Genomic DNA, 23,184 nt, shown 5'->3' on the forward strand with positions numbered 1-23,184 from the left:
GAGGGATACGGTTTGCGTGCAGGCGTCATCCCTCATTACTGCACCAATCAGGCACGAAAGTACATAACACCCTCTAGACGCCCAGGCTCCTAAAAATGAGGACAAGAGGCGTTGATGGGGAAGCCCAATTTCAGTGATGAGTTCAAGCGTGATGCGGTGGCGCAGATTACCGAACGGGGATATGCGGTAGCGGAACTTTCGCAGCGGCTCGGGGTCATTACACATTCGCTATATGCGTGGAAGCGGCAATTCGCGAAGGTGGCAACAGGCGATACCGGCAAGGATGCCGAGATCCGGCAACTGAAGCGCGAACTGGCCCGGGTGACCAAGGAGCGTGACATCTTAAAAAAAGTCACCGCGTATTTCGCCAGGGATGCAAAGTGAGATACGCCTTCATTGCCGAGTATCACGATCATTTTGGAATTCGGTCGATGTGCCGCTGTCTGGCCGTGCAGCCCAGTGGCTATTATGCTTGGTGGAAGGAGCCGCTGAGCCGACGGGCTTGCGAGGACGCCCGACAGATCATGTTGATCCGTCAGGCCTGGAACGACAGTGGCAGGGTTTATGGCTACCGTAAGCTGCACGATGATCTGCTCGATCAGGGCGAGACCTGCTGTCCGAACCGCGTGGCACGGCTGACAAAACTGGCGGGCATCAAAGCGCAGATTGGCTACAGGCGGCGGCCAGGTAGCCATAGTAGCAGGCCATCCCTTGTCATCGACAACACGCTGGCCCGGCAGTTTGATGTCGAGGCGCCCGACAGGGTATGGGTCACAGACATCACCTACATCCGCACTCTGGAAGGATTTGCCTACCTGGCAGTTGTGCTCGACCTCTATTCGCGTCGTGTCGTGGGCTGGTCGATGCAGAGCCGCCAGACCACGGACGTGGTACTGCAGGCGCACCACATGGCCATCTGGCGACGAAAGCCCAAAAGCCGGGTGCTGATCCACTCGGATCAGGGCAGTCAGTTTACCAGCATGGACTGGACTGCCTTCATACAGGCTCACAATCTGGAACACTCGATGAGCCGACGCGGCAATTGCCACGATAATGCTGTGGCGGAGAGCTTTTTTTCATCGCTCAAGCGCGAGCGCATCCGGCGTCGAACCTACAAAACGCGCCAGGAAGCCCGACAGGACGTGTTTGACTACATAGAAATGTTCTATAATCCGGTGCGCAAGCACGTCAGAAACGGGATGCTGTCACCCGTGCAGTTCGAACAACAGCAGATTTTGAATGCTCAAGGCGTCTAGAAAACTAGGGGCTATTCATCCGGGCGTCTTCCCGCAGGCCAATGGAACAGTCGCTCTCCGGCCTCTATCGGCAGGTCATTGATTGATACGACCCGGCGGCGCATAAGCCCGGCGGTATCGAATTCCCACAGTTCATTGCCGTACGACCGGAACCACCGACCCGCACCATCATGCCATTCATAGACAAAACGGACAGCCATACGGTTATTTCGGAAACCCCAGAGTTCCTTGATCAGGCGGTATTCGTGCTTCCCGTTCCATTTGCGTGTCAAGAAGGCCACGATCTCATCGCGCCCATGGATGAATTCCACCCGGTTGCGCCATTGGCTATCTACTGTATAGGCCCGTGCCACCTGTTCCGGGTTCCGGGAATTCCAGGCATCTTCGGCAAGCCGGACCTTGCGTGTCGCACTTTCAATATCAAAAGGCGGGAATGGCGGTCGTGACATGGATAAGCCCTGTATGGTGTAGCAGTCATGGTTATTGCAGCATTGTGTTTCCTTCACGACACTGACGAAATGACAGTCATCCCTCGTTTCAGGACATGACCGGATCCATTGCCTTTGTCCTTTATCCGGATTCCCAGATGCCTGATGCGGCGGGTTCCGCCACAGCCTTCAGAATTGCAGGACGTGTGCTTGAGCAGGGTTAAAAGTGATGGTGAAAGCGATAGCCCTACACAGGGTAGCAGGACGCCTTTGACACCCCCATTGCATCCTTAGCTCCCATGCCCGAGCCGATGGCCGGGTCGAAACCCATGGGACCGGGCCTGCCATGCGATCAGGAAGCCGACCGCGACAAGCCCCATCACCGCCCAGGGAAATGATGCCGCCCCCCATGTGTCTAGCAGCGCGCCGCCCAGAAGGCCTCCACCGGCTATGGCACTGTTCCACGCCACCACATTCATCGACAGCGCGACATCCGCGCCATCGCCGGCTGCATCAGCCAGTGCTGTCTGGAGCAATGTCGCAGCACCACCAAATGTCAGCCCCCATACCGTCACCCCGATCATGATGACTGCAGGCGATGCTGAGCCGATGGCGAAAGCCGCTGCCACGACAGCGAATATGGCAAGGCTGAGCAGGACGGACAGGCGCAGGGCGTGATCGACCGTGCGGCTGGTCAGCCAGATGCCGGCAAGCGCGGCGACCCCGAACAGCAGCAGGATACGATCTGCCTGCCCCGCCAGTCCGGCCGGTGTCACGAACGGCACGATGTAGGTATAGAGAACGTTGTGCGCGAGCATCCACGCCATCACGACACCGAGGACAGACCGCACGCCCGGCATGTACAGAACATGCCGGAACGGCAGACGCTCATCATGCGCGGCACCCGGAAAGTCAGGAACTTTCACCAGCACCCATGCGATCAGCAGCATGGTCAGACCCGACATGATCCAGAAAGCCAGCCGCCAGCCAACGGCAGCGCCCAGCCATGTCCCGGCGGGCACCCCTAGCGAGAGCGCGATTGGCGTGCCGACCATGGCAATCGCCAGGGCGCGGCCCTGCTGGGCGCGCGTCACCATCCGGCGTGCATAGCCGGCCAGCAATGCCCAGGCGAGACCCGCCGCCGCACCTGCTCCATACCGGGCGACAAGGGTCATGCCGTAATGCGTCGAAAACGCGGTGATGGAATTGAATACCACGAAGCCTATGATCGCCAGCAGCAGGACCTTCCTGCGCCGCCATCGCTGCGTGGCGAGTGTGAGCGGGATTGCCGCACTCAGCGAGCCTATGGCATAGGCCGTCACCATCTGCCCGGCGAGCGCCGGAGAAATATGCAGGCCCGCACCGATCTGAGGCAGCAGACCTGCCGGAAGGGTTTCGGTCATGATGCAGATGAAGCCGGTCATGGCCAACGCGAGCAGGCCAGCAATTGGGAAGCGTGCGTCGGTTTTTTGCGTAGGCACAGTGATGGTCGGGTTCATGGGGTGCTCATATATGGATCGTTCGATACACATATAGAGTGACAGTGGCCTTGGCAATCACTTATGGATCACTTAATATGGAAGTCTTTCGGAAGGAACGATGACATGGCGCGGACCGGGCGTCCCCGTGAGTTTGACCGCGACAGGGCGATTGACGCCGCCACGGCGCTCTTCTGGGCGCAGGGGTATGAGCCGACCTCCCTGAACCAGCTCAAGGCCTGCATGGGCAATATCTCTCCTGCGAGTTTCTATGCCGCCTTCGGCTCGAAGGAAGCCCTGTTCCGCGAAGTCGTGCAGCGTTATCTGGACACATACGGGCAGGTGATGGCGCCGTTATGGGATGAAAGCCTGTCGCCGCGCGAGGCCATCGAACGGACGCTGCGCGGCTCGGCGCGTATGCAGTCCGCTCGTACACATCCTGCCGGTTGTCTGGTCGTGTGCGGTGCCAGCAATTGCTCACCTCAAAATGAACCCGTTCAGGCGCTTCTTGCGGCGGAACGACAGCGCACGCGCACCGGCATCAGGGCCTGTGTGGAGCGCGCCATCGCCAATGGTGAACTGAACGCGTCCCCGGCGACAGATGTGCTGCCCGATATTCTCACGACTTTTTTCCACGGCATGACATGCGAAGCCCGGGACGGGATGCGTCCGGACACTCTGGATGCGGCCGTCACGTCGCTGCTGACGTTGTGGGATATCAACGCGGTGAAACGGGAAACAGCAAAGCGGCCCAAGAAAAAGCTGACGGACTGACAGCGGCGAGACGATCCGGACCCGGCACAAAATTCCATATCGGTCGGTCCACAAATCCTTGACCCTGCTTCATGTCCCTATTATGGATCGGTCGATATGGAAATGGTGTCTTCGGAACCCGACGCCATGCCTCTTCAGGGAATCCGATCATGAGCCCATCAAAAATCGCCCTCGTCACGGGTGCCAATCGTGGCATCGGATACAGTATTGCCAGGCATCTTACGGCCGTCGGCATCAACGTGATCGGCACGTATCACGCCAATGCAGATGAGGCGAAGGCTGCTGAAACCGCCCTCAGCCAGAAGGACGCAAAGCTGCGCATGCTGCAGCTGGACATCGCGAACCATGCGTCGTTCACGGATTTTGCAGGGCAGGTCAAAACCCTTCTTGCAAATGAGTTCGGGCAGGGGGAACTGAATTATGTTGTCCAGAACGCGGGCAACATCATCCACACCCGCTTTGATGCCGCGACATCCGAACAGCTCGACAATCAGTACAACATCCACTTCAAGGGCCCGTACCTGCTGACGGTAGCACTCCTGCCCCTGATCCGTGATGGTGGCCGCATTCTCAACATCACCTCTGCCGCGACGCGCTTCTACCTGCCGGATCATGGGCCCTACGCGGCCATGAAAGCTGCCACCGAAGTCATCTCGCTCTATATGGCAAAGGAACTGGGTGCGCGGGGCATTACCGTCAACGCGGTCGCACCCGGCGCGGTGGCATCCGATTTTGGCGGTGGCCTGGTCCGTGACGATGCCACGATCAACAAAAGCCTCGCAGAGATCACGCCGCTGGGGCGCGTCGGCCAACCTGACGACATTGGGGCCGCGGTCCGTGGCCTCCTGTCCGACGACATGCACTGGGTGAATGGCCAGCGCATTGAGGTGACGGGAGGCCAGTCGCTTTGATCCCACACAGAAAAAGGCAGGGGAAGTCCGTATGATCAACGTTATGGCCAGCAGCGTCCTCAATGCACCCGTTTCGTCCGTCTGGGGAGTAATCCGTGATTTTGGTGCCCTTGGTCGCTGGTTGCCGGGCGCGAAAAACTGCGTGATCGAAGGCGATGATCCCGGTGATCGTGTCGGCGCGATCCGCCGTGTTGAAATGGGCGATGTCGGTGTGATCCGTGAACAGCTTCTGGCGCTGTCGGACGTGGAGCATGCGGTGACGTTCTCGATCATTGAATCGGCCCTGCCGATCCGGAACTACCGCTCGACCATCATGCTTCTGCCCATCACGGATGGCGATCGCACGTTTATCCGGTGGCGCGGCCAGTTCGAAGCATCGGCCGAGCACGCAGCCAGCATGGAGGCCCGGATGCCGACACACATCTATCAGCCGGCTTTCGACAGACTGGCGGAAATTCTGGCGTTGAGGGAAACACGGTCATGACCAGCTTTCATGGTAAATCCGTTCTCGTGCTGGGCGGCAGTCGCGGGATTGGGGCCGCCATCGTGCGTCGCTTCGCAATCGATGGCGCGAAAGTTATTTTCACGTATCTGTCATCTCCTGACGATGCCCAGGCATTGGCTACCGAGACCGGAAGCAGGGCCCTGCCCGCCGACAGTGGCGACCGCGATGCCCTCATCGCGCTGATCGCCTCGCTCGGCCCCTTGGACGTGCTGGTCGTCAATTCCGGAATTCTTGGCGCGGGTGATCCGCTGGATATGCCGCCGGATGCCATCGACCGGCTTTTCCGTATCAATACCCTCGCGCCCTATCACGCGGCAGTTGCCGCCGCACGGACCATGCCCGACGGCGGCCGCATTATCCTGATCGGCTCAGCCAATGCAGACCGGATGCCGATGCGTGGGCTTGCGGCCTACAGCGCCAGCAAGGCGGCACTGAAAGGCATGGTCAAGGGACTGGCGCGCGATTTCGGGGCGCGCGACATCACCGTCAACGTTGTCCAGCCCGGTCCCACCGATACCGACATGAACCCTGCCGACGGGCCGCTGAAGGACGTGATGCACGACTTTATGGCGATCAAGCGCCATGCCACGGGCGCGGAGATCGCGGGGCTGGTCGCGTATCTTGCCGGGCCAGAGGCTGGCATCATCACGGGGGCTGCATACAACATTGATGGTGGCTTCGCGGCCTGACGGAATGACTGATCCCCACCCATTCGCTGGAAAAAAGGAATGAGGGCCATGACCCATTCATCCGCTAATGCCGCCGACGCGGGCACTTTCAGGATTGGCGGCGATCTCGCCGTTCATCGGCTTGGCTTCGGTGCGATGCGCATCACAGGCCCGGGCATATGGGGACCGCCTGCCGATCACGACGAGGCCATTCGCACGTTGCGGCGGCTTCCCGAACTCGGCGTCAACTTCATCGATACGGCGGATTCCTACGGGCCGGATGTCTCGGAATGGCTGATCAGGGAGGCGCTGCACCCGTACCACAAGGGCCTCGTGATCGCGACCAAGGGCGGTCTGACCCGGTCAGGGCCGGATATCTGGAAGCCGGTCGGGCGGCCGGAATACCTGCTGCAGCAGGTGCACAAGAGCCTGCGTAACCTCGGCGTCGAGCAGATCGATCTGTGGCAGTTACATCGGATCGATCCCAAGGTCCCGGCCGATGAGCAGTTCGATGCGGTCAGGTCCTTCATCGACCAGAAACTGATCCGTCATGCGGGACTGAGCGAGGTGTCCGTCGACGACATCAAGGCTGCGTCAAAGTTCTTTGACGTAGCCACCGTCCAGAACCGCTACAATCTCGTCGATCGCACCAGCGAGGACGTGCTCGACTACTGCGCTGGCCAGAACATCGGGTTCATCCCCTGGTTTCCGCTCGCCGCCGGCGACCTCGCCAAGCCCGGCTCAATTCTGGACACCATGGCAGGGAAATACGGCGCGCACCCGAGCCAGATCGCACTGGCCTGGGTTCTGAAACGCAGCCCGGTGATGCTGCCAATCCCCGGCACCTCGAAGGTCGCTCATCTGGAGCAGAATGTCGCTGCTGCCAGCATCACACTGTCCGATGAAGATTTCGCGGCATTGGACTCAGAAGGACGAAAGGCGTTTCAGTCATCGCGGTAGGGGAGGCCCCTCGGACAGTCACAGTCTTGGCGCCGAAAGGCCGGTGTGACTGTCCGGACGACGCCTGACATTTTCGCTTTCGATGCCAATAAGGCTGCTCCAATGAAAATTTATGACTGGCCCACCGGGCCCTATCCAGCCCGTGTTCGGATTGCGCTGGTAGAAAAGAATCTCGCATCCAGCGTCGAATTCGTGCCGATCAACCTGTGGAAGGGGGAACACAAGACTCCGGGCTTCCTTGCCAAGAATTATTCCGGAACGTTGCCAGTTCTTGAACTGGACAACGGAATTTGCCTCGCTGAATGTACGGCGATCACGGTCTATCTTGATGCGCTTGTCGGGGAACCCACACTGACCGGTCGAACGCCGCTTGAGAAGGGCATGATCCAGATGATGACAAAACGTGCCGAGATCGAGATGCTGGACGCCATCAGCGTGTATTTTCATCATGCCACACCGGGTCTTGGTCCCGATGTGGAAGTCTACCAGAACCGGGAATGGGGCCTGCGCCAGCGCGATAAGGCCCTGCGCGGGATGCATTATTTTGATGGGGTGCTACGAAAACAGCCCTTCATAGCCGGTGAGGCTTTTTCAATGGCGGATATTGCAGTTATCGGCGGTTTTATATTCGCCAAAGCCGTAAAATTGCCGATCCCACAGGAGTGCGAAGCACTTTTAGCCTGGTTCGCGCGGATGCAGGAGCGTCCGAGTGTCCGGGCGCAACTGGCAATTGTTCCGCCAAAGCACTGACGCGCAAAGTAATCCCGAACGGACAGATAGCGTCTGTCCTCATTCGGGATACCCGGATATTTCCAGAAGGGAGATGAAAGCAGGCATTCGTGGCGGGCAATATCATTTTAATAAGTGCGCTGGATCAGCACCGTAACCACAGCAAGCAGGCCTGCGCTACCAGTCAGCAACGTCAGGAGTGCTGGGGCAACGCCAAGCTGATCGATCAGCAGACCTGTAATCCACGGTAGGATACCGCCAAGCAGATAACCGCCCGTCTGGGTTAGCCCGGCCAGTCGTGTCGCCTCTGATCTGTCGCGCGCGAAATCCAGAGGCTGGATGAGCGCTATCGGGAACAGGCCCCCAGTCGCAATCCCGATCATCACGGGCGCCAGCCATGGCACAGACTTTGCAAGCAGCAGGCTGAGCGTACCCAGAATGGCGAGGCCGGAAAAAGCCAGAGCTGCCATGATGGTTGTAAGTTTTAGAGCGCGCATGATGACATGCATGCCAAAGCTGATGCCCGTCTGGAAAAGCATCATGATGGCGACAAGAAGCCCTGCCGTATGGTCGGAATAGCCCAAGGCACCATACAGCGACGGCAGCCACGCTATTGCGATGTAATTGATTCCGGCCTGAAGACCGAAGAACAGCGTCAGTCCCAGAATGCCGCTCTGGCTGATCGTGAGAGAGGACTGTGACGCGGAGCGCGCAGGCGCAGCGATATCCTCACGCCATAGTATCCAGCAGAACCCGGCGAGTGCCGTGGGAAGCGCCCAGATAGCCAGCCCCAGCGGCCAGCTCCCGGTGACGTCACTGATGCGGGGCGTTCCGAATGCGGCCACGGCCGATCCCACGCCCATGCTGGCAGCATAGACGCTCATGGCCGCAGGCGCGCGGGCGGCAAACTCACCCTTGATGAAACCCGACAGCAGTGGCCGGATGATCGCGTCGCCTACGCCTACCCCGACAGCCGTGAAAAGCAGCAGCCCATAGCTGCCACCATCGAGGCGAAGGAGCAGGACGATCGTCAGAAGCGCCAATGCCATTATCATGGAGCGTTTCAGGCCAAGTTGCCGTTCCAGCATATGCCCGAGCGGAGAGAGTCCGCCCATGCACAGGACTGGAAGTGTGGTCAGCAAGCCCAGTTCTGCGTTGGAGATGGCAAGAGTTCGTTCGATCCGGTCGAGAATGGGAGAGAGGGATGCAATTCCGGTACGCAGGCAGATACCGGCACCGAAGATCATCAGCCAGGGCAAAAGCGTTTTGGCGGAACGTGTCATGCCCTCTGCTATACAGGCTGATTTTTTATCCGGCGCTCGACAGGATGCCATAAACTGTCGAAAATATGCCAGATGAAGCAATCCCGATCCCTGCAGGCCAGCAGTCTTGCTGATCGCACGCCTCCTACAGAGTTACGGCCAGTGCGCGTGCATGCGGAGCATCATGTGGAAGCAGCGGATGTTGAAGCTCATTGTCACGCTGATCTCGGGCAACTTCTGGCAACCACGCATGGCGTACTCCGCGTCACGACGGAAAATAGCCAGTGGCTGGTACCGCCCGGTCGGGCGCTCCTGCTGCCACCGGGTGTGGTGCATGCCGTTCACAGCCCCAAGGAAAGCAGGTTGCGTGCCGTGCTGATTGCGCCGCAGATGTGTCAGGATTTTCTGCCAGTCTGTCGCATCATCGCCATTACAACGCTGTTGCAGGCACTGATCGATGCCGTGGCTCGATGCCCATCAGATTATCCCGTTCCTTCACCGGCGTCGCGCATGGTGTCGGTGCTGCTGGACCAGATCGCGTTGGCACACTCCGAACCTCTGGGTGTACCGCGTCCTTCGGATGCACGGCTGCGGCGTGTCACGGATGCGCTGATGGCCTCTCCGGCGGATGGCCGCTCACTATCCGAATGGCAGGATGTGGCTGGGGCCAGCAGTCGGACGCTGGCCCGGTTGTTTGAAGCTGAGGTCGGCATGAGCTTCAGTCACTATCGCCGACAGGTGCAGATGCAGGCCGCCGTTGGCATGCTGGCATCAGGCCTGCCAGTTGGAGAGGTCGCGCACGCACTTGGTTATTCCACGGCATCCGCGTTTGCGTTTGCATTCCGCAAGACCCTCGGCAGTCCGCCCAGTCGATTTCGTGATCAGGTTGAATGATCTGATTATCAGTCTGTTTAAGAACGAAAGATTTCGTTCTTCGTCGAGGATATTTGGCCGCGAGGCGATAAGTCCGACCGGCTGCTCCCGCCTCATATCAGATATTCAATGAGTATTGCCTTCTTGCGTAAAGCGGTCATTGAAGAGCTGACTATCCTGTCATTATTCGTCAGATCTGCCTACTGTGACAGATAGATCAGACCAAGCTCTCTACAAAAGCCACCAATGGCCCTTTACATTTCATCTAATGTATGATTGATTGCGTCTATATACTCCTTAAGTGAAGGTAGGGAGCGACAAACACAATCAAAGCAGGTTAGCTGCAATCTATCCTGCTGAAAACTGAGGAACTCATTATGCAAGTAACGCTCACACTTAATGACCTTAACGCACTTTCTGACATTGCGCGACAGGAAATTCAGGAACTTCTGTTTCCTAAAGGCGCAGGGAAGCCTGAAGGTTACGAAAATTATGATTGGGACAACGTTTATGATCTGACGGAGAAGCAGATTGAAAGACTAGTAGCTGGTCTTGGAGAATCGTCACGTAATGCATTAAAGGTGATTGCAAGTAAAGGTCCTGCAATTGATGCCAGGGATCTGGATGAGACAGGAATTTCCAGCTATGGTTCTTTTCAGTCCGGTATTCACCGTCGTCTAAGAAAAATTACAGGAGATGAAGATGCCTGCTTATTCACTTTTGACGATTGGAATGAAGACGAAGATGGAATCGGTCACTTTGTTGTTTCTTTGAAGACCTTTGATTCTTTAAAAAAATATTTTGAGGAATAATGGTAATATTTTGAAATTGAGGTTAATATAATCTCAAAAAACTGTAAGGTGCATTACATTAAAAATGTCCGGTTTTTCATTATGTCTAGTGAGACCGGACATTTCCGTTCGTCTGTTACAAACCGCCTGTCGATTAAACGTAAATAGGGCAGCGGACAGGCAGCAATCGCCTCATTTCAGACGCCCAGAAGGCTGCTCGACCATTCGGTAAGCGGACCTATGATCACAAGTAATCAGTTATAATTGCTGTGTAGTTTCATGTCTGGGCTATGACCTGTGATACCGGGAGCACCACAATTTTACTCCAGATCGCTCTATATTCTCACGAACCCACGAGAGGAATCCAAGTGTGGAGCGTATAGATGAATAAGCGGTCGTACCTTGTGGCGCTCTCCATTGCCATGATCGCGTCAAATATTTCGCCTGCAAAAGCTGACAGTTTTGCTGAACAAACGCGCGATGCGTTCCAACCCGTAATGGAGGAATACGATATACCCGGCCTTGTTGTCGGCATTACCCGCAACGGCAAACATGAATTTTATGCCGCTGGCGTAGCATCACGAGCCGATAACCGTCCTGCCACACCTGATACTCTGTTTGAACTCGGCTCAATAAGCAAAATTTTCAATGTAACGCTTGCAGCATTGGCCGAGGAACGCGGTGAACTCAGCCTTAATGACACAGTGGCACATCATGTCTGTGCAGACGCCTGCTCGATAGGCAATCGGCTGACCCTCATGGATCTGGCAACGCACCATTCGGGAGGACTGCCCTTGCAGGTGCCAGACAACATAACCGACGTCGATGGGCTGGTGACCTAGCTCAAGAACTGGCACCCGCCGGAACCGGGAGCAAGAAGCTATTCCAACATCAGCATCGGAATGCTCGGCTACATCACCGGCAAGACCATGAACTCGAACTATAAGCAGGTCGTTCAAGACCTGCTTTTTCCGATGTTCGGGCTGCAGCATACCTGGATTGACGTACCAGAGAGCAAAATGGCCCAGTACGCCTGGGGATATGACCGAAAGACCAACGCACCAATCCGCATGACCCTTGGCGTTTTGGCAGATGAAGCCTACGGCGTAAAATCGAGCGCCCGGGACATGCTGAAGGTTCTGGATGTGGAGATGGGGCAGGGGACAGATTCGGAAGAATTGCGTAAGGCAGTCAGGAGAACCCAAGAAGGACAGTACAAAACAGCGTTCTTTACGCAGGATATGATCTGGGAGCAATACACCTGGCCCACTGAGCTGCAGAAGATGATACTGGGCAATGGCTATGACTTTATTATGAAGCCACAACCAGAACAGAAGTTGAGCCCGCCGCTCTCCCCCCAGAAAAACGTTTTCCTGAACAAGACTGGATCAACGAACGGCTTTGGCGGCTATATTGCGATTCTGCCCAGTGAAAATATCGGCATAGTTGTCCTGGCGAACAAAAACTATCCGAATGAAGCCCGGGTGAAGGCGGTCTACTCGCTCATCGAGTCACTGAATTCCAAGCCTTAGTTGCCATCGGCAAAAATGTTTGAGTTTGAAGACAGGTGTCCGAAACCGGACATTCCATTGCCCCCACATTGCCGTCATCTGACGATATGGACATGTGAAGCGTTTATGTGGCCAGTCCTACGAAGACTTTGCTTTGATTGCTATCCGTCGCTGTCCTACAGCTACTTGCAAAGGCTATCTGTTTGGGAACGCGCTGTGGAATCAGGGCCACCACGATATTCAAGGAGCGCATTCCGGACGCAGCGTCAACTTCGACCAGCAAAGAGATAACGGAACGATACATTCTGCCTGTGAACCTATTGGCTTCGGATCGAACGGATGTGGGTCTGGTCGGATCGCTTTAAACGGTGAGTGATAGAACTATGTGAACTTAACTCTTTGGACAGGACATTAACGCGACGAATTGGCGTGATGATCTGCACGGAGCACGCAACCATAATCTGTATCGATCATTATTGCACGGATTGTATGGTATATGGTCGAATGGAATCTCATCGAATGTATGGAAATTCCATCCCATGTCAGCATACCCGTATCTCGCCCACTGGAAAGAAGAGATCAGCCGCAGCCCGAACGCGATTTACATGACGCTGGCCGATGCCCTGGCACTTTCCATCCGCAAGGGCGACCTGAGGGAAGGCGACAGGCTACCACCACAGCGCATGATCGCAGAATATCTTGGCACCAATCTGACGACCGTGACCCGGGCATTTACCGAGGCCCGCCGACGCGGTCTGATTGACGCAACGGTCGGGCGAGGCACCTTCGTCCGTGTCGGTGCGGGGGAAAGCCACTGGCGCCATACCGGTCCAGCCGTAGTTGACCTGACCATGAACCTGCCGCCCATCCCGCAGGAACCGCCGCTTCAGCGGATTATCCAGAGCGACATCGCAGCCATCCTGAAGCAGCAGGATCTGAACAGCCTGATGTCCTACCGGGTGACGGGTGGCACACAGGAAGAACGCCAGCTTGGCGCGAAATGGATCGCGCCCATTATCGGTCAGCGGCGAACGGAGGAAATCCTTGTCTCGCCTGGTGCCCAGAGCGCTCTGGCGGCCATCGTCAGCACCCATACCCAGCCGGGCGATATGATTGTTACCGACCGTATTGCCTATCCCGGCATCCGGACCATCGCGGCGCAGTTTGACCTTATTCTGGTTGGTGTGGATAGCGACATGGAAGGCATGATGCCGGAGCAGTTGGATCGGGTCTGCGCCGAGCATCATCCCCGGCTGCTCTACTGCATTCCGACCATCCACAATCCCACCACGGCCACGATGTCCCTGCAACGACGCAAGGACATCCTGAAGGTCGCCCAGCGCCACCATCTGCATATCGCCGAGGATGATCCCTACAGCCTGCTGATGGACAATCCGCTGCCAGCGCTGGCGGCTCTCGACCATAGCCGTGTCAGCTATGTCGCCACGCTCGCCAAGACGCTCAGCCCGGGCCTACGCACGGCCTATGTTGCCCTGCCCAATGCGGACATGACCCGACGGGTCGCGGCGGCCATCCGGGCCATTGCGCTCACCAATGCCGGCCTGCTCAGCGCGCTCACGGCGCGATGGATGCAGACAGGGCAGGCGCATACAATCCTGCACGCCATCCAGAAAGAACTGCGCCTGCGCCAGTCCATTGCCCACAGGGTGCTGGGGGAGGGGCATTGCATGAACCCCGACGGGCCGCATGTGTGGCTGAAACTGCCGGACTGGTGGGGCAGTGCGGATTTTGTGGCCTATGCCCGCAGGCGAGGCCTCGCGCTGGTGCCCAGCACCGTTTTCACCATCAGCGGCGAGCCGCCGCAGCGGGCGCGCATTGCATTGGGCAGCGCACCGGATGCTGCAAGCCTTGAGGAATCCCTGCATGGCGTGCTGTCGGTGTTGCAGCACAAGCGCTCACCCGGCTTCGCCGATATTGTGTGACCTGCGCGCAGTGTCTGGAATCGATGGGAACATCTGATTCCGGGGCACGTCATGCGGGCACATGGAAAAACAAAAAGGCACTTCATTCACGACTGCGTGATTATAAAATCACGCTAAAACAGATCCTTATGGTTGCCCCTTACGATTGTATGGTTGTCGTATATTTTTTGTATGTCTCTGTCTTGGCAGGATGGCGGCATGTAATCTGATTTGAGCCGTTTGTACCTTTTTCATAAAGCATACAATATTTTGGCTCTCTGCCATCCCGTGCCACGTTTGCCTCGGCAACGCGGTCAGTCCCGGCTCTCTGCCGGAGACCGCAGCACACGGGAGACATACCATGCCGAAAGTTGAACACGCTCCGTACAAAGACGGCGATTGCTTCGTCAATTATGAAAACAAGGTCTTTGAGGACGTCAAAGCCCAGCCCGGCGAAAAAGCCCTCATCACCTTCCACACCGTCGCCAATGAAGGCTCGGTCGGGTTCGTCAACCTGCTGCAGGCCACCCGCCTGATCCGCAAAGGATTTGAAACCTCGGTGCTGCTGTATGGCCCGGGCGTGACCCTTGGTGTGCAGCGCGGCTTTCCCCGCTTGGGCGATGAGGCCTTTCCGGGCCACATGAACTGCAACAAGCAGATCGTGAAAATCCTTGAGGAAGGCGGAAAAGTCTATGCCTGCCGCTTCGCGCTCCAGGCCCTCTACGGCTACGGCGAGCAGAACCTGATCCCCGGCATCACGCCGATCAACCCGCAGGACGTACTCGACATCATCCTGCTGGCCCGGCGCGACAACGCCTTCATCCTCAATACCTGGACCCTCTGAAGGCCGAAGGGAGGACCGCACGCCATGTCCCGTATCGTTCGCGCCGCAGCCATCCAGATCAGCCCCGTCCTTGGTGACGATGGTCTGGGAACTGCCCGGAAAGTCTGTCAGGCCATCCGCGAGGCCGCCGAAAAAGGCGTGAAACTGGCGGTCTTTCCCGAAACCTTTGTGCCGTACTACCCCTATTTCTCGTTCATCCAGCCGGCTTTCCGCTTTGGTGGCGAGCATCTGGAACTCTACGAGCGCGCTGTCGTCATTCCCGGTCCGGTCACCGACATGGTGGCCGAGGCCGCGCGCCAGACCGGCATGGTCGTGGTGCTCGGCGTAAACGAGCGCGATTTCGGCACGCTCTACAACACGCAGATCATCTTCGACGCCACGGGTGAAATCCTGCTCAAACGCCGCAAGATCACGCCCACCTATCATGAACGCATGGTCTGGGGGCAGGGCGATGGTTCCGGGCTGAAAGTAGTGGAAAGCGCAGCCGGTCGCATTGGCGCACTGGCCTGCTGGGAGCATTACAATCCGCTCGCCCGCTACGCGCTGATGACCCAGCACGAGGAAATCCATTGCGCCCAGTTTCCGGGCTCGTTGGTCGGGCAGATCTTTGCCGACCAGATGGAAGTCACCATCCGGCACCACGCGCTGGAATCCGGCTGCTTTGTGGTGAACGCCACGGGTTGGCTGACGGAAGAGCAGATCAAGGAAATAGCCCGCGACCCTGCGCTGGAAGGGCCGCTGCGGGGTGGGTGCTTCACGGCGATCGTCTCGCCTGAAGGGAAGCTGCTCGGCACACCGCTGACGGAAGGCGAGGGGATGGTGATTGCCGATCTCGACTTCGCCCTGATTACCAAGCGCAAGCGGATGATGGATTCCGTGGGGCATTACGCACGGCCCGAACTGCTCAGCCTGCTTCAGGACCGGCGACCCGCCCGCACTGTTCATTACGTTGGGGAAGCCAATCCGGTTCCCACATCTACAGATGAGGCTGCGTCATGACCATTCCGACGCTCGGTACACTTTCTGGTCGCAAGCTCGTTACCGATCTACAGTCCTTCGGACTGCAGATCGGTGAGCAGACCGGCGGCATCGCCCGCAAGGGAGGCGCCGGTCCTTCGGATCACAAGACGATTACCATTGCAGGCCAGACCGTCATGGTCCCGGTCTATACATCTGGCGCGCGGCATTCACCATTTCAGGCCAGCCCGCCGGACCAGCACGGGGCCAGCACGCTGCTACGCGATGGGCAGACACTGGGCACCATCCATTTCCCAGCCGCCCCGCGCTTTTATGGCCTGAGCACGGCGGATGGTATTCCCTACTGGAAGATCGCCCTGCTGCATGGTCGTGACACGCTGGCGACCACGGTGCACCAGACCTGCATCCGCTATGCCGACCGGCGCACATCCTGCCAGTTCTGCGCCATCGGCCAGTCGCTGGAGGCCGATCGCACCATTGCCTACAAGACGCCAGCACAACTGGCCGAGGTCGCCAAGGCCGCCGTGGAACTCGACGGCGTGCGCGACATGGTGCTGACCACCGGCACGCCCAACGTGGTGGACCGGGGTGCAGCCGTGCTGGCGGAATCAGCCCGTGCCATCCGGACGGCTGTGGATCTGCCGCTTCAGGTGCAGTGCGAACCGCCGCGCGATCACGACTGGTTCCAGCGCCTGCGCGACGCCGGGGCCGACAGCCTGGGTATGCATCTCGAAGCCGCAACACAGGCGGTGCGTGAGAAGATCATGCCCGGCAAGGCCACGGTCAGCGTCGATCGTTATATGGACGCTTTTGCCAGCGCCGTGCCGATCTTCGGGCGCGGACAGGTCAATACCTACATTCTGGCAGGTCTTGGCGACAGCGCTGGAGACATTCTGGCCTTGGCCGAACGGCTGATCGCACTTGGGGTCTATCCCTTCGTGGTGCCGTTCGTGCCCATTTCCGGCACACCGCTGGAAAATCATGCGCCGCCTTCGGCCGATTTCATGAAGTCCGTGCTCGCACCACTCGGGCGGATGTTGCGCGAGGCGAACATGAAATCCACCGACATCCGCGCCGGGTGTGGCCGGTGTGGCGCCTGTTCCTCCCTTTCGGCGTACGAATAATGACCACGATCCTCGAAGGCGTGGACGACCGCCCGTTCATCCCTACGGAATATGTCGTGCGTCTGGCCCGCACGCCGTGGGAACGGGCGGGCTACCATGCGCTGCGCCGCGACGTGTTCTGTACCGAACAGCAGGTCTTTGCGGATGATGACCGGGACGCAATCGACGCGGTTGCCATTCCCATCATCGCGGCGTGCTGCATGGCGGGTATGCCGGACCGGGTGGTGGGCGCGGTGCGCATCCATGAAGCCGAACCCGGCGTCTGGCGCGGTTCCCGTCTGGTCGTCCATGAAGACCATCGCAAACTGGGGCGGATCGGCGCGGAACTCATCCGCATGGCGGTCAGCACGGCACACGGGCTTGGGGCCACGCGCTTCCTGGCCCAGGTACAGGAACAGAACGTGCTGTTCTTCCGCCGCCTGCACTGGACAAGCCTTGGAGCCATGACCCTGCATGGGCTGCCCCATCACGACATGCAGGCCGACCTCTCACGCTATCCGGCGCATGGCCAGGACCAGACCTGGCTGCTGCGCCCGCAGCCTCGTAACCGGCAGGTGGCATGATGGCACACGAACTGACGACACTGCTGCGCACGCTTCGACACGGTCGGGCCCTTGCGGGCAAACAGGATATTGCCGAAACCGTCGCAATTCTTGGTCGTGATACAAGCGATGGTATCCGACTTGGCGATGACTGCGCCGCCATACCGGATGGCGATGGCTATCTCCTGCTGGCCAGCGAGGGGTTTCAGGACAGCTTCGTGCGCGCCATGCCGTGGTTTGCCGGGTATTGCGGCGTGATGGTCAATATCAGTGACATCGCGGCCATGGGCGGTCGCCCTGTGGCTGTAGTGGACGCGTTGTGGAGCGATACATCCGAGGCGGCTGCGTCCATTCTGACCGGTCTGCATGAAGGTGCGCGCACCTATGGCGTGCCGGTTGTCGGCGGCCATACCAACATGCGCAGCACCCATAATTCGCTGTCAGTCGCGATCCTTGGCCGTGCCCGTCATCTGCTGACCAGTTTCGATGCCCGACCGGGCGAAGTCCTGATCGCCGCCCTCGACCTGCGCGGCCGCTGGCACGACCCGCACCCGTTCTGGGATGCCAGTTCCGCACTGTGTCATACTGAGGGGGCGGCACGCCTTCGAGATGATCTCGATCTCTTGCCCGGCATTGCCGAGGACGGCCTGAGCCGCGCCGCCAAGGATATCAGCATGGCCGGACTGCTGGGCACCGCGCTCATGCTGGCCGAATGTTCGGGTATCGGCATGACCATCACGCTCGATGACATTCCACGTCCCGACGATGCACCAATGGAACGCTGGCTGTCCGCATTCCCCAGCTATGGCTATCTGCTGACGGCCCGGCCCGAGGCGGCCGGGGCAATCATGGCCCGCTTTCATGGGCGGGGCATAGCGGCTTCTGTCATCGGTCAGTGTAACAGCACGCAGCGGCTGGATGTCACATGGGCGAACGAGAAGGAAACCTTCTGGGATCTCGCCCGGATGCCGCTCATGGGGTGTGCGCCATGAGCCTCTCCATCGGCATCCTGACCCATTCCACCAATCCGCGTGGCGGCGTGGTGCATGGCATGGCGCTGGCCGAAGCCCTGTGCGACGCAGGCCACGACGCCACGCTCATCGCGCCGGATGTAACCGGGGCCGGTTTCTTCCGCACGCCCCGCTGCGCCACAAACTGTATCCCGGCCGTGCCCGAGACCGACCTGCCAACGCTGGTGGAGCGCCGCATTGGCGAGATCAGGGACGCCCTGCGTGGGCAGCATTTTGACGTGCTGCATGCGCAGGACCCGATCAGCGCCAATGCACTGGCCGAACTGGTGGAAGAGGGACGGATACCGGGCTTTGCCCGCACGGTCCACCATCTTGACCATTTCACGCACCCGGTCCTTGCCGCGCGGCAGGAACGGGGGATCAGGGCGGCGGCCAAACTGTTTACCGTCAGCACAATGTGGGAAGATGTCCTGCGCAACGACCATGGCCGCGAAGCCCCGGTCGTGGGCAACGGGGTTGATCCCGTGCGCTTTTCGCCCCTACCAACTGCGCACGATGCCGCGTTGCGGGCGCGGTATCATCTGCCTGCCGATCAGCACCTGATTCTGTCCGTGGGCGGAATCGAGCGGCGCAAGAACACGCTGCAATTGCTCGACGCATTTCTGGCCCTTCGCCGCGAGCGGCCTGATGTGCATCTGGTTGTGGCGGGCGGGGCCTCGCTGCTGGATCATTCTGCCTACCGCACCCGGTTCATGGCGCGTCTGCGCGAAAGCGGTGCGGCCGATCATGTCACCATCACCGGGCCGGTTGCGGATGAAGACATGCCTTCATTCTACCGGCAGGCGGACGTGCTGGCCTATCCATCCGTAACCGAGGGGTTCGGGCTGTGCCCGCTGGAAGCCCTGGCTTGCGGCACGCCTGTTATTGTGCCGGCAATCGCACCTTTCACGGAGCATTTTTCGGCAACGGATGCGCTGTGGTGCCAACCGGCGCACCCCGACACTTTGTTCAGAGCGTTGCGCGACGCCCTACGCGTCGAAAGCCGTGACCATTTCCGGGCCAGCGGCCCCGCAACCGCCCGCCGTTTCGACTGGGGCAGCGTCGCCAGCCGTCACCTCCCCGCATACCGGCGTCTAGCGGCGCTGCCGCACGCTGGCATCCCTGCTTCAGGAGTTTTGTCACCATGCCCGAAATGACCTTTCGCGTGCGCTGGCCCGATGGGAAGGAGACTGACTGTTACTCCCCCTCGCTGGTCATAAGGGACCACTTCACGCCCGGTCAGGATTATCCGGTCCGGGAGTTTCTTGAAAAGGCGGACACCGCCCTGACGGACGCCAGCGAGCGTGTTCGCGCCCGCTACGGCTTCCCATGCAGCCGCGCCCTTGGCCAGCTTCAGACCATAAGGCAGGCCAGTGCGCCTTTTCTGAACCAGTCCGACGCGCAGGTGCGCGTCCTGTCTTTCAGTTATTGAGACGAAAAGAACGACCATGACACAGAACGAGAAAAGCATCCCCGTCATCATCGTGGGTGGCGGACAGGCCGGGCTCTCCATGAGCTGGTATCTCTGCCGCGAGAAGGTGGAGCACATCGTCTTTGAGGCAAAGACCGCCTGCCATTCGTGGGATGATGAGCGCTGGGACAATTTCTGCCTGGTCACACCGAACTGGCAGTGCGAACTTCCCGGTCATCCCTACAAGGGGAAAGACCCGCACGGCTTCATGGTGAAGCAGGAAATTATTGACTACGTGAAGGGATTTGTTGCCTCCTTCAACCCGCCCCTGCGTGAACACACGGCCGTCACCTCCATCACCCGCCATGAAGGTGGTGGCTATCGCGTGGTAGCAGGTGGTGAGACGTGGCACGCGAAACATGTTGTTATCGCATCCGGCGCATATCAGGACGCGGTCATCCCCGGTTATGCCAGCGGCATCGACCCCGCCATTCATCAGGTTCATTCGCAGGATTATCGCAACGCAGCCCAGTTGCCTGAAGGCGCGGTTCTGGTCGTGGGCAGCGGCCAGTCCGGCGCGCAGATTGTCGAGGACCTGTTCCTTGAAAAACGCAAGGTCCATCTCTGTGTCGGCTCCGCCCCGCGCGTCTCGCGCTTCTACCGTGGCCGTGATGTTGTGGACTGGCTTGCGGACATGTACTTCTACGACCTGACGGTGGATAATCACCCCCTGCGTGACGGCGCACGCGACAAGACCAATCATTATGTCACGGGCCGAAATGGCGGACATGACCTTGATCTGCGCAAGTTCGCGAAGGAAGGCGTGGGCCTGCACGGCACGTTGGAGACAATCCGTGACGAGGTGGCGCACTTCGCGCCGGATCTTGCGGAAAACCTTGATGATGCGGACAAGACCAATGCCGACATCAAGAAATCCATTGACGCCTACATCGCCCGTGAAGGGATCACGGCTCCGACCGAAGCCCCTTATGTGCCTGTGTGGGAGCCCGATGGCAGTAACACCCCGCTCGACCTGAAGGCTGCCGGGATCACTTCGATCCTCTGGTGCATCGGCTTCCGCCCGAACTATCGCTGGATCGACGTGCCGGTCTTCAATGGGGCCAACAAGCCGGTCTGGCATCGCGGCGTGACCGATGCGCCGGGCTTCTACTTCCTCGGCCTGCCATGGCTGCACACCTGGGGATCGGGACGGTTCTCAGGCGTTTCGCGCGATGCCGCGTGGCTGGCCAGCCAGATCACCGGCAAAGACGTGTCTGTAGCCTGAACGGAGTAACCGCCATGCTTCCATGGACAACATATGAGGCAATGTATGATGCGGCACGGAACCAGCCAGAACAGTTCTGGCTGGCTGCGGCGCAACGCATCACATGGAAGCAGGTACCTGTGAGCGCATGCAGGGCGCGGGCGGATGGCTGGCATGACTGGTTTCCCGACGCCACGCTTAATACCTGCCATAACGCCGTGGACCGACATGTTGAAAATGGTCGCGGTGAACAGGCAGCATTGATCTGGCATTCCTGCGCCACAAAGGAACGGCAGGTGGTAACCTACCGGGAACTACAGGACAGGGTGGCCCGGTTTGCCGGTGGCCTGCGCGCGCTGGGGGTAGGGCAGGGCGACCGCGTCCTGATCGCCATGCCGACCATGATCGAGACGGCCATCGCCATGCTGGCCTGTGCGCGGATCGGCGCCGTGCATGTGGTGGTTTTCGCCGGTTACGCCGGGCCTGAACTGGCACGACGGATTGATGACGCAGCACCGAAGGTCATCATCATTGCCAGTTGCAGCTTTCAGGGGCAGACGCCCATTCCATCCGCACCTGCCCTGAATGAGGCGCTGGCCAAAACGACGCACAGACCACAGGCCTGCGTGATCGTGCAGCGAGAAGCCTGTCCGGCATCGCTTCTGCCAGTGCGGGATCATGATTTTCGCACGTTGGAACAGTCCGCACCGGCAGAGCCGGTCACGCTGCGCTCCGAAGATCCCCTGTATATTCTTCACACGTCCGGCACGACGGGGCATGCGAAAGGCATTGTGCGTGACAATGGCGGGCATGCTGTGGCCCTCGCCCTGTCCATGGAGCTGATCTATGGCTGCAAACCCGGCGATACGTTCTTCACCACATCGGACCTGGGCTGGGTGGTTGGCCATTCCTACGGCGTCTATGCGCCGCTGATCAGCGGCTGCACCAGCGTGATCGTGGAAGGCGGCGCATCGGCTTCCGCTATCCGCGCGCTTTGCCATGAGCACGAGGTGAAATGCCTGTTCACCACACCCACCCAGATGCGCCTCATGCGGCAGGAAAGCCGCAACCTGTCAGGGGCCATCCTGCCAGCACTTGCCCGCATTTTCGTGGCTGGGGAATATGCGGATCCGACATTGCTGGAGTGGGCACGATCCTATTTTTGCAAACCCGTGGTCAATCACTGGTGGCAGACTGAAACGGGGTGGAGCATCACCGCTCATTTTTTTGGCCTGCCCGAGCGCGAGCCGGTCTCGCTCATGAACGACATTGGGCGGCCTGCACCGGGATTTCGCCCGGAAATTGTGCCGTCCATACCCGGTGAACAGTGCGGCGAGATTGTCCTTTCGCTGCCGCTGCCGCCCGGCTGTCTGGCAGGAGTGTGGAAAGAAGGGGCGATCCATGTTCCTGCAGCTTATCTGGACGAGACCGGCCAGTATTATCGCACCTTTGACGAAGGCATGATCGAGGCTAGTCGCACCGTGCATATGCTCGGGCGTTCCGATGATGTCATCAAGGTCGCAGGACGGCGGATTTCGGGCGTGCAGATCGAAAAGATCATCGCCACCCATCCAGCCGTTCATGCGTGTGCCGTAGTTGCAATTCCGGACGAACTGCGAGGGCAGCGACCTGTCGCTTATGTGGTTCCAGATCCCGAAGCGGAATGCGCGCCTTCTTCCGAGGAAATCGTTGCGCGGGTCAACGAAGTCCTCGGGCGCTGGATTGGCTTGAAAGAAGTCCGCTTCGTCAGGCAACTGCCGACCACCGTGTCCGGAAAGATCACGCGGAAGCGCCTGCTGGTCTCCTGACGTTGGCAGTATCGTAATGGGCTGGAGGATCTTCTCGTGCCTGAACATGCGGTGTGAGCGGATCAACCGGGTCGGCTCAGGGTTTGGAATCTCTCTTTCTGCTCCTGACTGGATTTTATCCGGGGCAGAAAACAT

Annotated in this window: 22 protein-coding genes and 1 pseudogene; 20 read left to right on the forward strand and 3 right to left on the reverse strand. The window is 59.1% G+C overall.

Annotation, left to right across the window (positions count from 1 at the left end):
- Positions 1 to 114: 114 nt before the first annotated feature.
- Positions 115 to 1,256 (forward strand): IS3 family transposase gene (locus QEG70_RS00005; RefSeq protein ID WP_308718751.1). Its coding sequence is split into 2 segments (ribosomal slippage): positions 115 to 340 and positions 340 to 1,256, totalling 1,143 coding nucleotides; the frame shifts between segments, so codons are not numbered across the junction.
- An 11-nt stretch (positions 1,257 to 1,267) separates the two neighbouring features.
- On the opposite strand, the gene QEG70_RS00010 is transcribed toward QEG70_RS00005, so the two are convergent.
- Together QEG70_RS00010 and QEG70_RS00015 are read right to left on the reverse strand one after the other, a co-directional pair.
- Positions 1,268 to 1,705, reverse strand: a complete 438-nt coding sequence (locus QEG70_RS00010; protein WP_308718752.1) for a nuclear transport factor 2 family protein — start codon at positions 1,703 to 1,705, stop codon at positions 1,268 to 1,270.
- A 269-nt stretch (positions 1,706 to 1,974) separates the two neighbouring features.
- Positions 1,975 to 3,183, reverse strand: a complete 1,209-nt coding sequence (locus tag QEG70_RS00015) for an MFS transporter (protein WP_308718753.1) — start codon at positions 3,181 to 3,183, stop codon at positions 1,975 to 1,977.
- A 105-nt stretch (positions 3,184 to 3,288) separates the two neighbouring features.
- On the opposite strand from QEG70_RS00015, the gene QEG70_RS00020 reads away from it, so the two are divergent.
- From QEG70_RS00020 to QEG70_RS00045, 6 genes are all read left to right on the forward strand, one after another.
- Entirely contained in the window at positions 3,289 to 3,936 is a 648-nt protein-coding gene (locus tag QEG70_RS00020) for a TetR/AcrR family transcriptional regulator (protein ID WP_308718754.1), read from the forward strand.
- Positions 3,937 to 4,085: 149 nt separating this feature from the next.
- A complete protein-coding gene (locus QEG70_RS00025; protein WP_308718755.1) occupies positions 4,086 to 4,847 on the forward strand; it encodes an SDR family NAD(P)-dependent oxidoreductase in 762 nt (253 codons plus the stop codon).
- A 31-nt stretch (positions 4,848 to 4,878) separates the two neighbouring features.
- A complete protein-coding gene (locus QEG70_RS00030; RefSeq protein WP_308718756.1) occupies positions 4,879 to 5,331 on the forward strand; it encodes an SRPBCC family protein in 453 nt (150 codons plus the stop codon).
- Positions 5,328 to 6,041 carry an SDR family oxidoreductase gene (gene bdcA, locus QEG70_RS00035; protein ID WP_308718757.1) on the forward strand — a complete coding sequence of 238 codons (714 nt, stop codon included), beginning with the start codon at positions 5,328 to 5,330 and terminating at the stop codon, positions 6,039 to 6,041. Before QEG70_RS00030 ends, bdcA begins: the two co-directional genes overlap by 4 nt.
- 48 nt (positions 6,042 to 6,089) lie before the next feature.
- Positions 6,090 to 6,980, forward strand: coding sequence for an aldo/keto reductase (locus tag QEG70_RS00040; protein ID WP_308718758.1), 891 nt, complete (start codon positions 6,090 to 6,092; stop codon positions 6,978 to 6,980).
- A gap of 102 nt (positions 6,981 to 7,082) precedes the next feature.
- The gene (locus tag QEG70_RS00045; protein ID WP_308718759.1) at positions 7,083 to 7,730 is read left to right on the forward strand and encodes a glutathione S-transferase; all 648 of its coding nucleotides are present in this window, start codon (positions 7,083 to 7,085) and stop codon (positions 7,728 to 7,730) included.
- Between the two features lie 107 nt (positions 7,731 to 7,837).
- On the opposite strand, the gene QEG70_RS00050 is transcribed toward QEG70_RS00045, so the two are convergent.
- On the reverse strand, positions 7,838 to 8,992 hold the full coding sequence (locus QEG70_RS00050) for an MFS transporter (protein ID WP_308718760.1): 1,155 nt from the start codon (positions 8,990 to 8,992) through the stop codon (positions 7,838 to 7,840).
- A gap of 165 nt (positions 8,993 to 9,157) precedes the next feature.
- On the opposite strand from QEG70_RS00050, the gene QEG70_RS00055 reads away from it, so the two are divergent.
- The 13 genes and pseudogenes from QEG70_RS00055 (at position 9,158) to QEG70_RS00115 (ending at position 23,049) form a co-directional block, all read left to right on the forward strand.
- A complete protein-coding gene (locus tag QEG70_RS00055; RefSeq protein WP_308718761.1) occupies positions 9,158 to 9,865 on the forward strand; it encodes an AraC family transcriptional regulator in 708 nt (235 codons plus the stop codon).
- Between the two features lie 356 nt (positions 9,866 to 10,221).
- Positions 10,222 to 10,656 carry a hypothetical protein gene (locus QEG70_RS00060; RefSeq protein ID WP_308718762.1) on the forward strand — a complete coding sequence of 145 codons (435 nt, stop codon included), beginning with the start codon at positions 10,222 to 10,224 and terminating at the stop codon, positions 10,654 to 10,656.
- Between the two features lie 401 nt (positions 10,657 to 11,057).
- A pseudogene (ampC, locus tag QEG70_RS00065) lies at positions 11,058 to 12,167 on the forward strand (class C beta-lactamase).
- A 518-nt stretch (positions 12,168 to 12,685) separates the two neighbouring features.
- Positions 12,686 to 14,089: an aminotransferase-like domain-containing protein gene (locus QEG70_RS00070; RefSeq protein ID WP_308718763.1), complete on the forward strand. Its 1,404-nt coding sequence runs from the start codon at positions 12,686 to 12,688 to the stop codon at positions 14,087 to 14,089.
- 340 nt (positions 14,090 to 14,429) lie between these two features.
- Positions 14,430 to 14,912, forward strand: coding sequence for an MSMEG_0572/Sll0783 family nitrogen starvation response protein (locus tag QEG70_RS00075; protein ID WP_308718764.1), 483 nt, complete (start codon positions 14,430 to 14,432; stop codon positions 14,910 to 14,912).
- A 24-nt stretch (positions 14,913 to 14,936) separates the two neighbouring features.
- Positions 14,937 to 15,911: a Nit6803 family nitrilase gene (locus tag QEG70_RS00080; RefSeq protein WP_308718765.1), complete on the forward strand. Its 975-nt coding sequence runs from the start codon at positions 14,937 to 14,939 to the stop codon at positions 15,909 to 15,911.
- Positions 15,908 to 17,014 (forward strand): MSMEG_0568 family radical SAM protein, encoded by a 1,107-nt coding sequence (locus QEG70_RS00085; protein WP_308718766.1) that lies wholly within the window; start codon positions 15,908 to 15,910, stop codon positions 17,012 to 17,014. The genes QEG70_RS00080 and QEG70_RS00085 overlap by 4 nt, the downstream gene beginning before the upstream one ends.
- The gene (locus tag QEG70_RS00090) at positions 17,014 to 17,577 is read left to right on the forward strand and encodes an MSMEG_0567/Sll0786 family nitrogen starvation N-acetyltransferase (protein ID WP_308718767.1); all 564 of its coding nucleotides are present in this window, start codon (positions 17,014 to 17,016) and stop codon (positions 17,575 to 17,577) included. Before QEG70_RS00085 ends, QEG70_RS00090 begins: the two co-directional genes overlap by 1 nt.
- Entirely contained in the window at positions 17,574 to 18,548 is a 975-nt protein-coding gene (locus QEG70_RS00095) for a sll0787 family AIR synthase-like protein (RefSeq protein ID WP_308718768.1), read from the forward strand. The genes QEG70_RS00090 and QEG70_RS00095 overlap by 4 nt, the downstream gene beginning before the upstream one ends.
- Positions 18,545 to 19,723, forward strand: a complete 1,179-nt coding sequence (locus QEG70_RS00100) for an MSMEG_0565 family glycosyltransferase (RefSeq protein WP_308718769.1) — start codon at positions 18,545 to 18,547, stop codon at positions 19,721 to 19,723. The genes QEG70_RS00095 and QEG70_RS00100 overlap by 4 nt, the downstream gene beginning before the upstream one ends.
- Positions 19,711 to 19,998 carry an MSMEG_0570 family nitrogen starvation response protein gene (locus QEG70_RS00105; RefSeq protein ID WP_308718770.1) on the forward strand — a complete coding sequence of 96 codons (288 nt, stop codon included), beginning with the start codon at positions 19,711 to 19,713 and terminating at the stop codon, positions 19,996 to 19,998. The genes QEG70_RS00100 and QEG70_RS00105 overlap by 13 nt, the downstream gene beginning before the upstream one ends.
- A 16-nt stretch (positions 19,999 to 20,014) precedes the next feature.
- Complete coding sequence (locus QEG70_RS00110; protein WP_308718771.1) at positions 20,015 to 21,262, forward strand: MSMEG_0569 family flavin-dependent oxidoreductase; 1,248 nt, start codon at positions 20,015 to 20,017, stop codon at positions 21,260 to 21,262.
- A 14-nt stretch (positions 21,263 to 21,276) separates the two neighbouring features.
- On the forward strand, positions 21,277 to 23,049 hold the full coding sequence (locus tag QEG70_RS00115) for an AMP-binding protein (protein WP_308718772.1): 1,773 nt from the start codon (positions 21,277 to 21,279) through the stop codon (positions 23,047 to 23,049).
- The last annotated feature ends 135 nt before the right edge of the window (positions 23,050 to 23,184 follow it).

Origin of the sequence: Komagataeibacter xylinus, assembly GCF_031081985.1 — a bacterium.
Classification (GTDB): Bacteria; Pseudomonadota; Alphaproteobacteria; order Acetobacterales; family Acetobacteraceae; genus Komagataeibacter; species Komagataeibacter xylinus_E.

Bases quoted from the DNA above. Each gene is read 5' to 3' on its own strand.
- QEG70_RS00010 (WP_308718752.1), bottom strand. From the start codon at position 1,705: ATGTCACGACCGCCATTCCCGCCTTTTGATATTGAAAGTGCGACACGC.
- QEG70_RS00015 (WP_308718753.1), bottom strand. From the start codon at position 3,183: ATGAACCCGACCATCACTGTGCCTACGCAAAAAACCGACGCACGCTTC.
- QEG70_RS00020 (WP_308718754.1), top strand. From the start codon at position 3,289: ATGGCGCGGACCGGGCGTCCCCGTGAGTTTGACCGCGACAGGGCGATT.
- QEG70_RS00025 (WP_308718755.1), top strand. From the start codon at position 4,086: ATGAGCCCATCAAAAATCGCCCTCGTCACGGGTGCCAATCGTGGCATC.
- QEG70_RS00030 (WP_308718756.1), top strand. From the start codon at position 4,879: ATGATCAACGTTATGGCCAGCAGCGTCCTCAATGCACCCGTTTCGTCC.
- bdcA (WP_308718757.1), top strand. From the start codon at position 5,328: ATGACCAGCTTTCATGGTAAATCCGTTCTCGTGCTGGGCGGCAGTCGC.
- QEG70_RS00040 (WP_308718758.1), top strand. From the start codon at position 6,090: ATGACCCATTCATCCGCTAATGCCGCCGACGCGGGCACTTTCAGGATT.
- QEG70_RS00045 (WP_308718759.1), top strand. From the start codon at position 7,083: ATGAAAATTTATGACTGGCCCACCGGGCCCTATCCAGCCCGTGTTCGG.
- QEG70_RS00050 (WP_308718760.1), bottom strand. From the start codon at position 8,992: ATGACACGTTCCGCCAAAACGCTTTTGCCCTGGCTGATGATCTTCGGT.
- QEG70_RS00060 (WP_308718762.1), top strand. From the start codon at position 10,222: ATGCAAGTAACGCTCACACTTAATGACCTTAACGCACTTTCTGACATT.
- QEG70_RS00070 (WP_308718763.1), top strand. From the start codon at position 12,686: ATGTCAGCATACCCGTATCTCGCCCACTGGAAAGAAGAGATCAGCCGC.
- QEG70_RS00075 (WP_308718764.1), top strand. From the start codon at position 14,430: ATGCCGAAAGTTGAACACGCTCCGTACAAAGACGGCGATTGCTTCGTC.
- QEG70_RS00080 (WP_308718765.1), top strand. From the start codon at position 14,937: ATGTCCCGTATCGTTCGCGCCGCAGCCATCCAGATCAGCCCCGTCCTT.
- QEG70_RS00085 (WP_308718766.1), top strand. From the start codon at position 15,908: ATGACCATTCCGACGCTCGGTACACTTTCTGGTCGCAAGCTCGTTACC.
- QEG70_RS00090 (WP_308718767.1), top strand. From the start codon at position 17,014: ATGACCACGATCCTCGAAGGCGTGGACGACCGCCCGTTCATCCCTACG.
- QEG70_RS00095 (WP_308718768.1), top strand. From the start codon at position 17,574: ATGATGGCACACGAACTGACGACACTGCTGCGCACGCTTCGACACGGT.
- QEG70_RS00100 (WP_308718769.1), top strand. From the start codon at position 18,545: ATGAGCCTCTCCATCGGCATCCTGACCCATTCCACCAATCCGCGTGGC.
- QEG70_RS00105 (WP_308718770.1), top strand. From the start codon at position 19,711: ATGCCCGAAATGACCTTTCGCGTGCGCTGGCCCGATGGGAAGGAGACT.
- QEG70_RS00110 (WP_308718771.1), top strand. From the start codon at position 20,015: ATGACACAGAACGAGAAAAGCATCCCCGTCATCATCGTGGGTGGCGGA.
- QEG70_RS00115 (WP_308718772.1), top strand. From the start codon at position 21,277: ATGCTTCCATGGACAACATATGAGGCAATGTATGATGCGGCACGGAAC.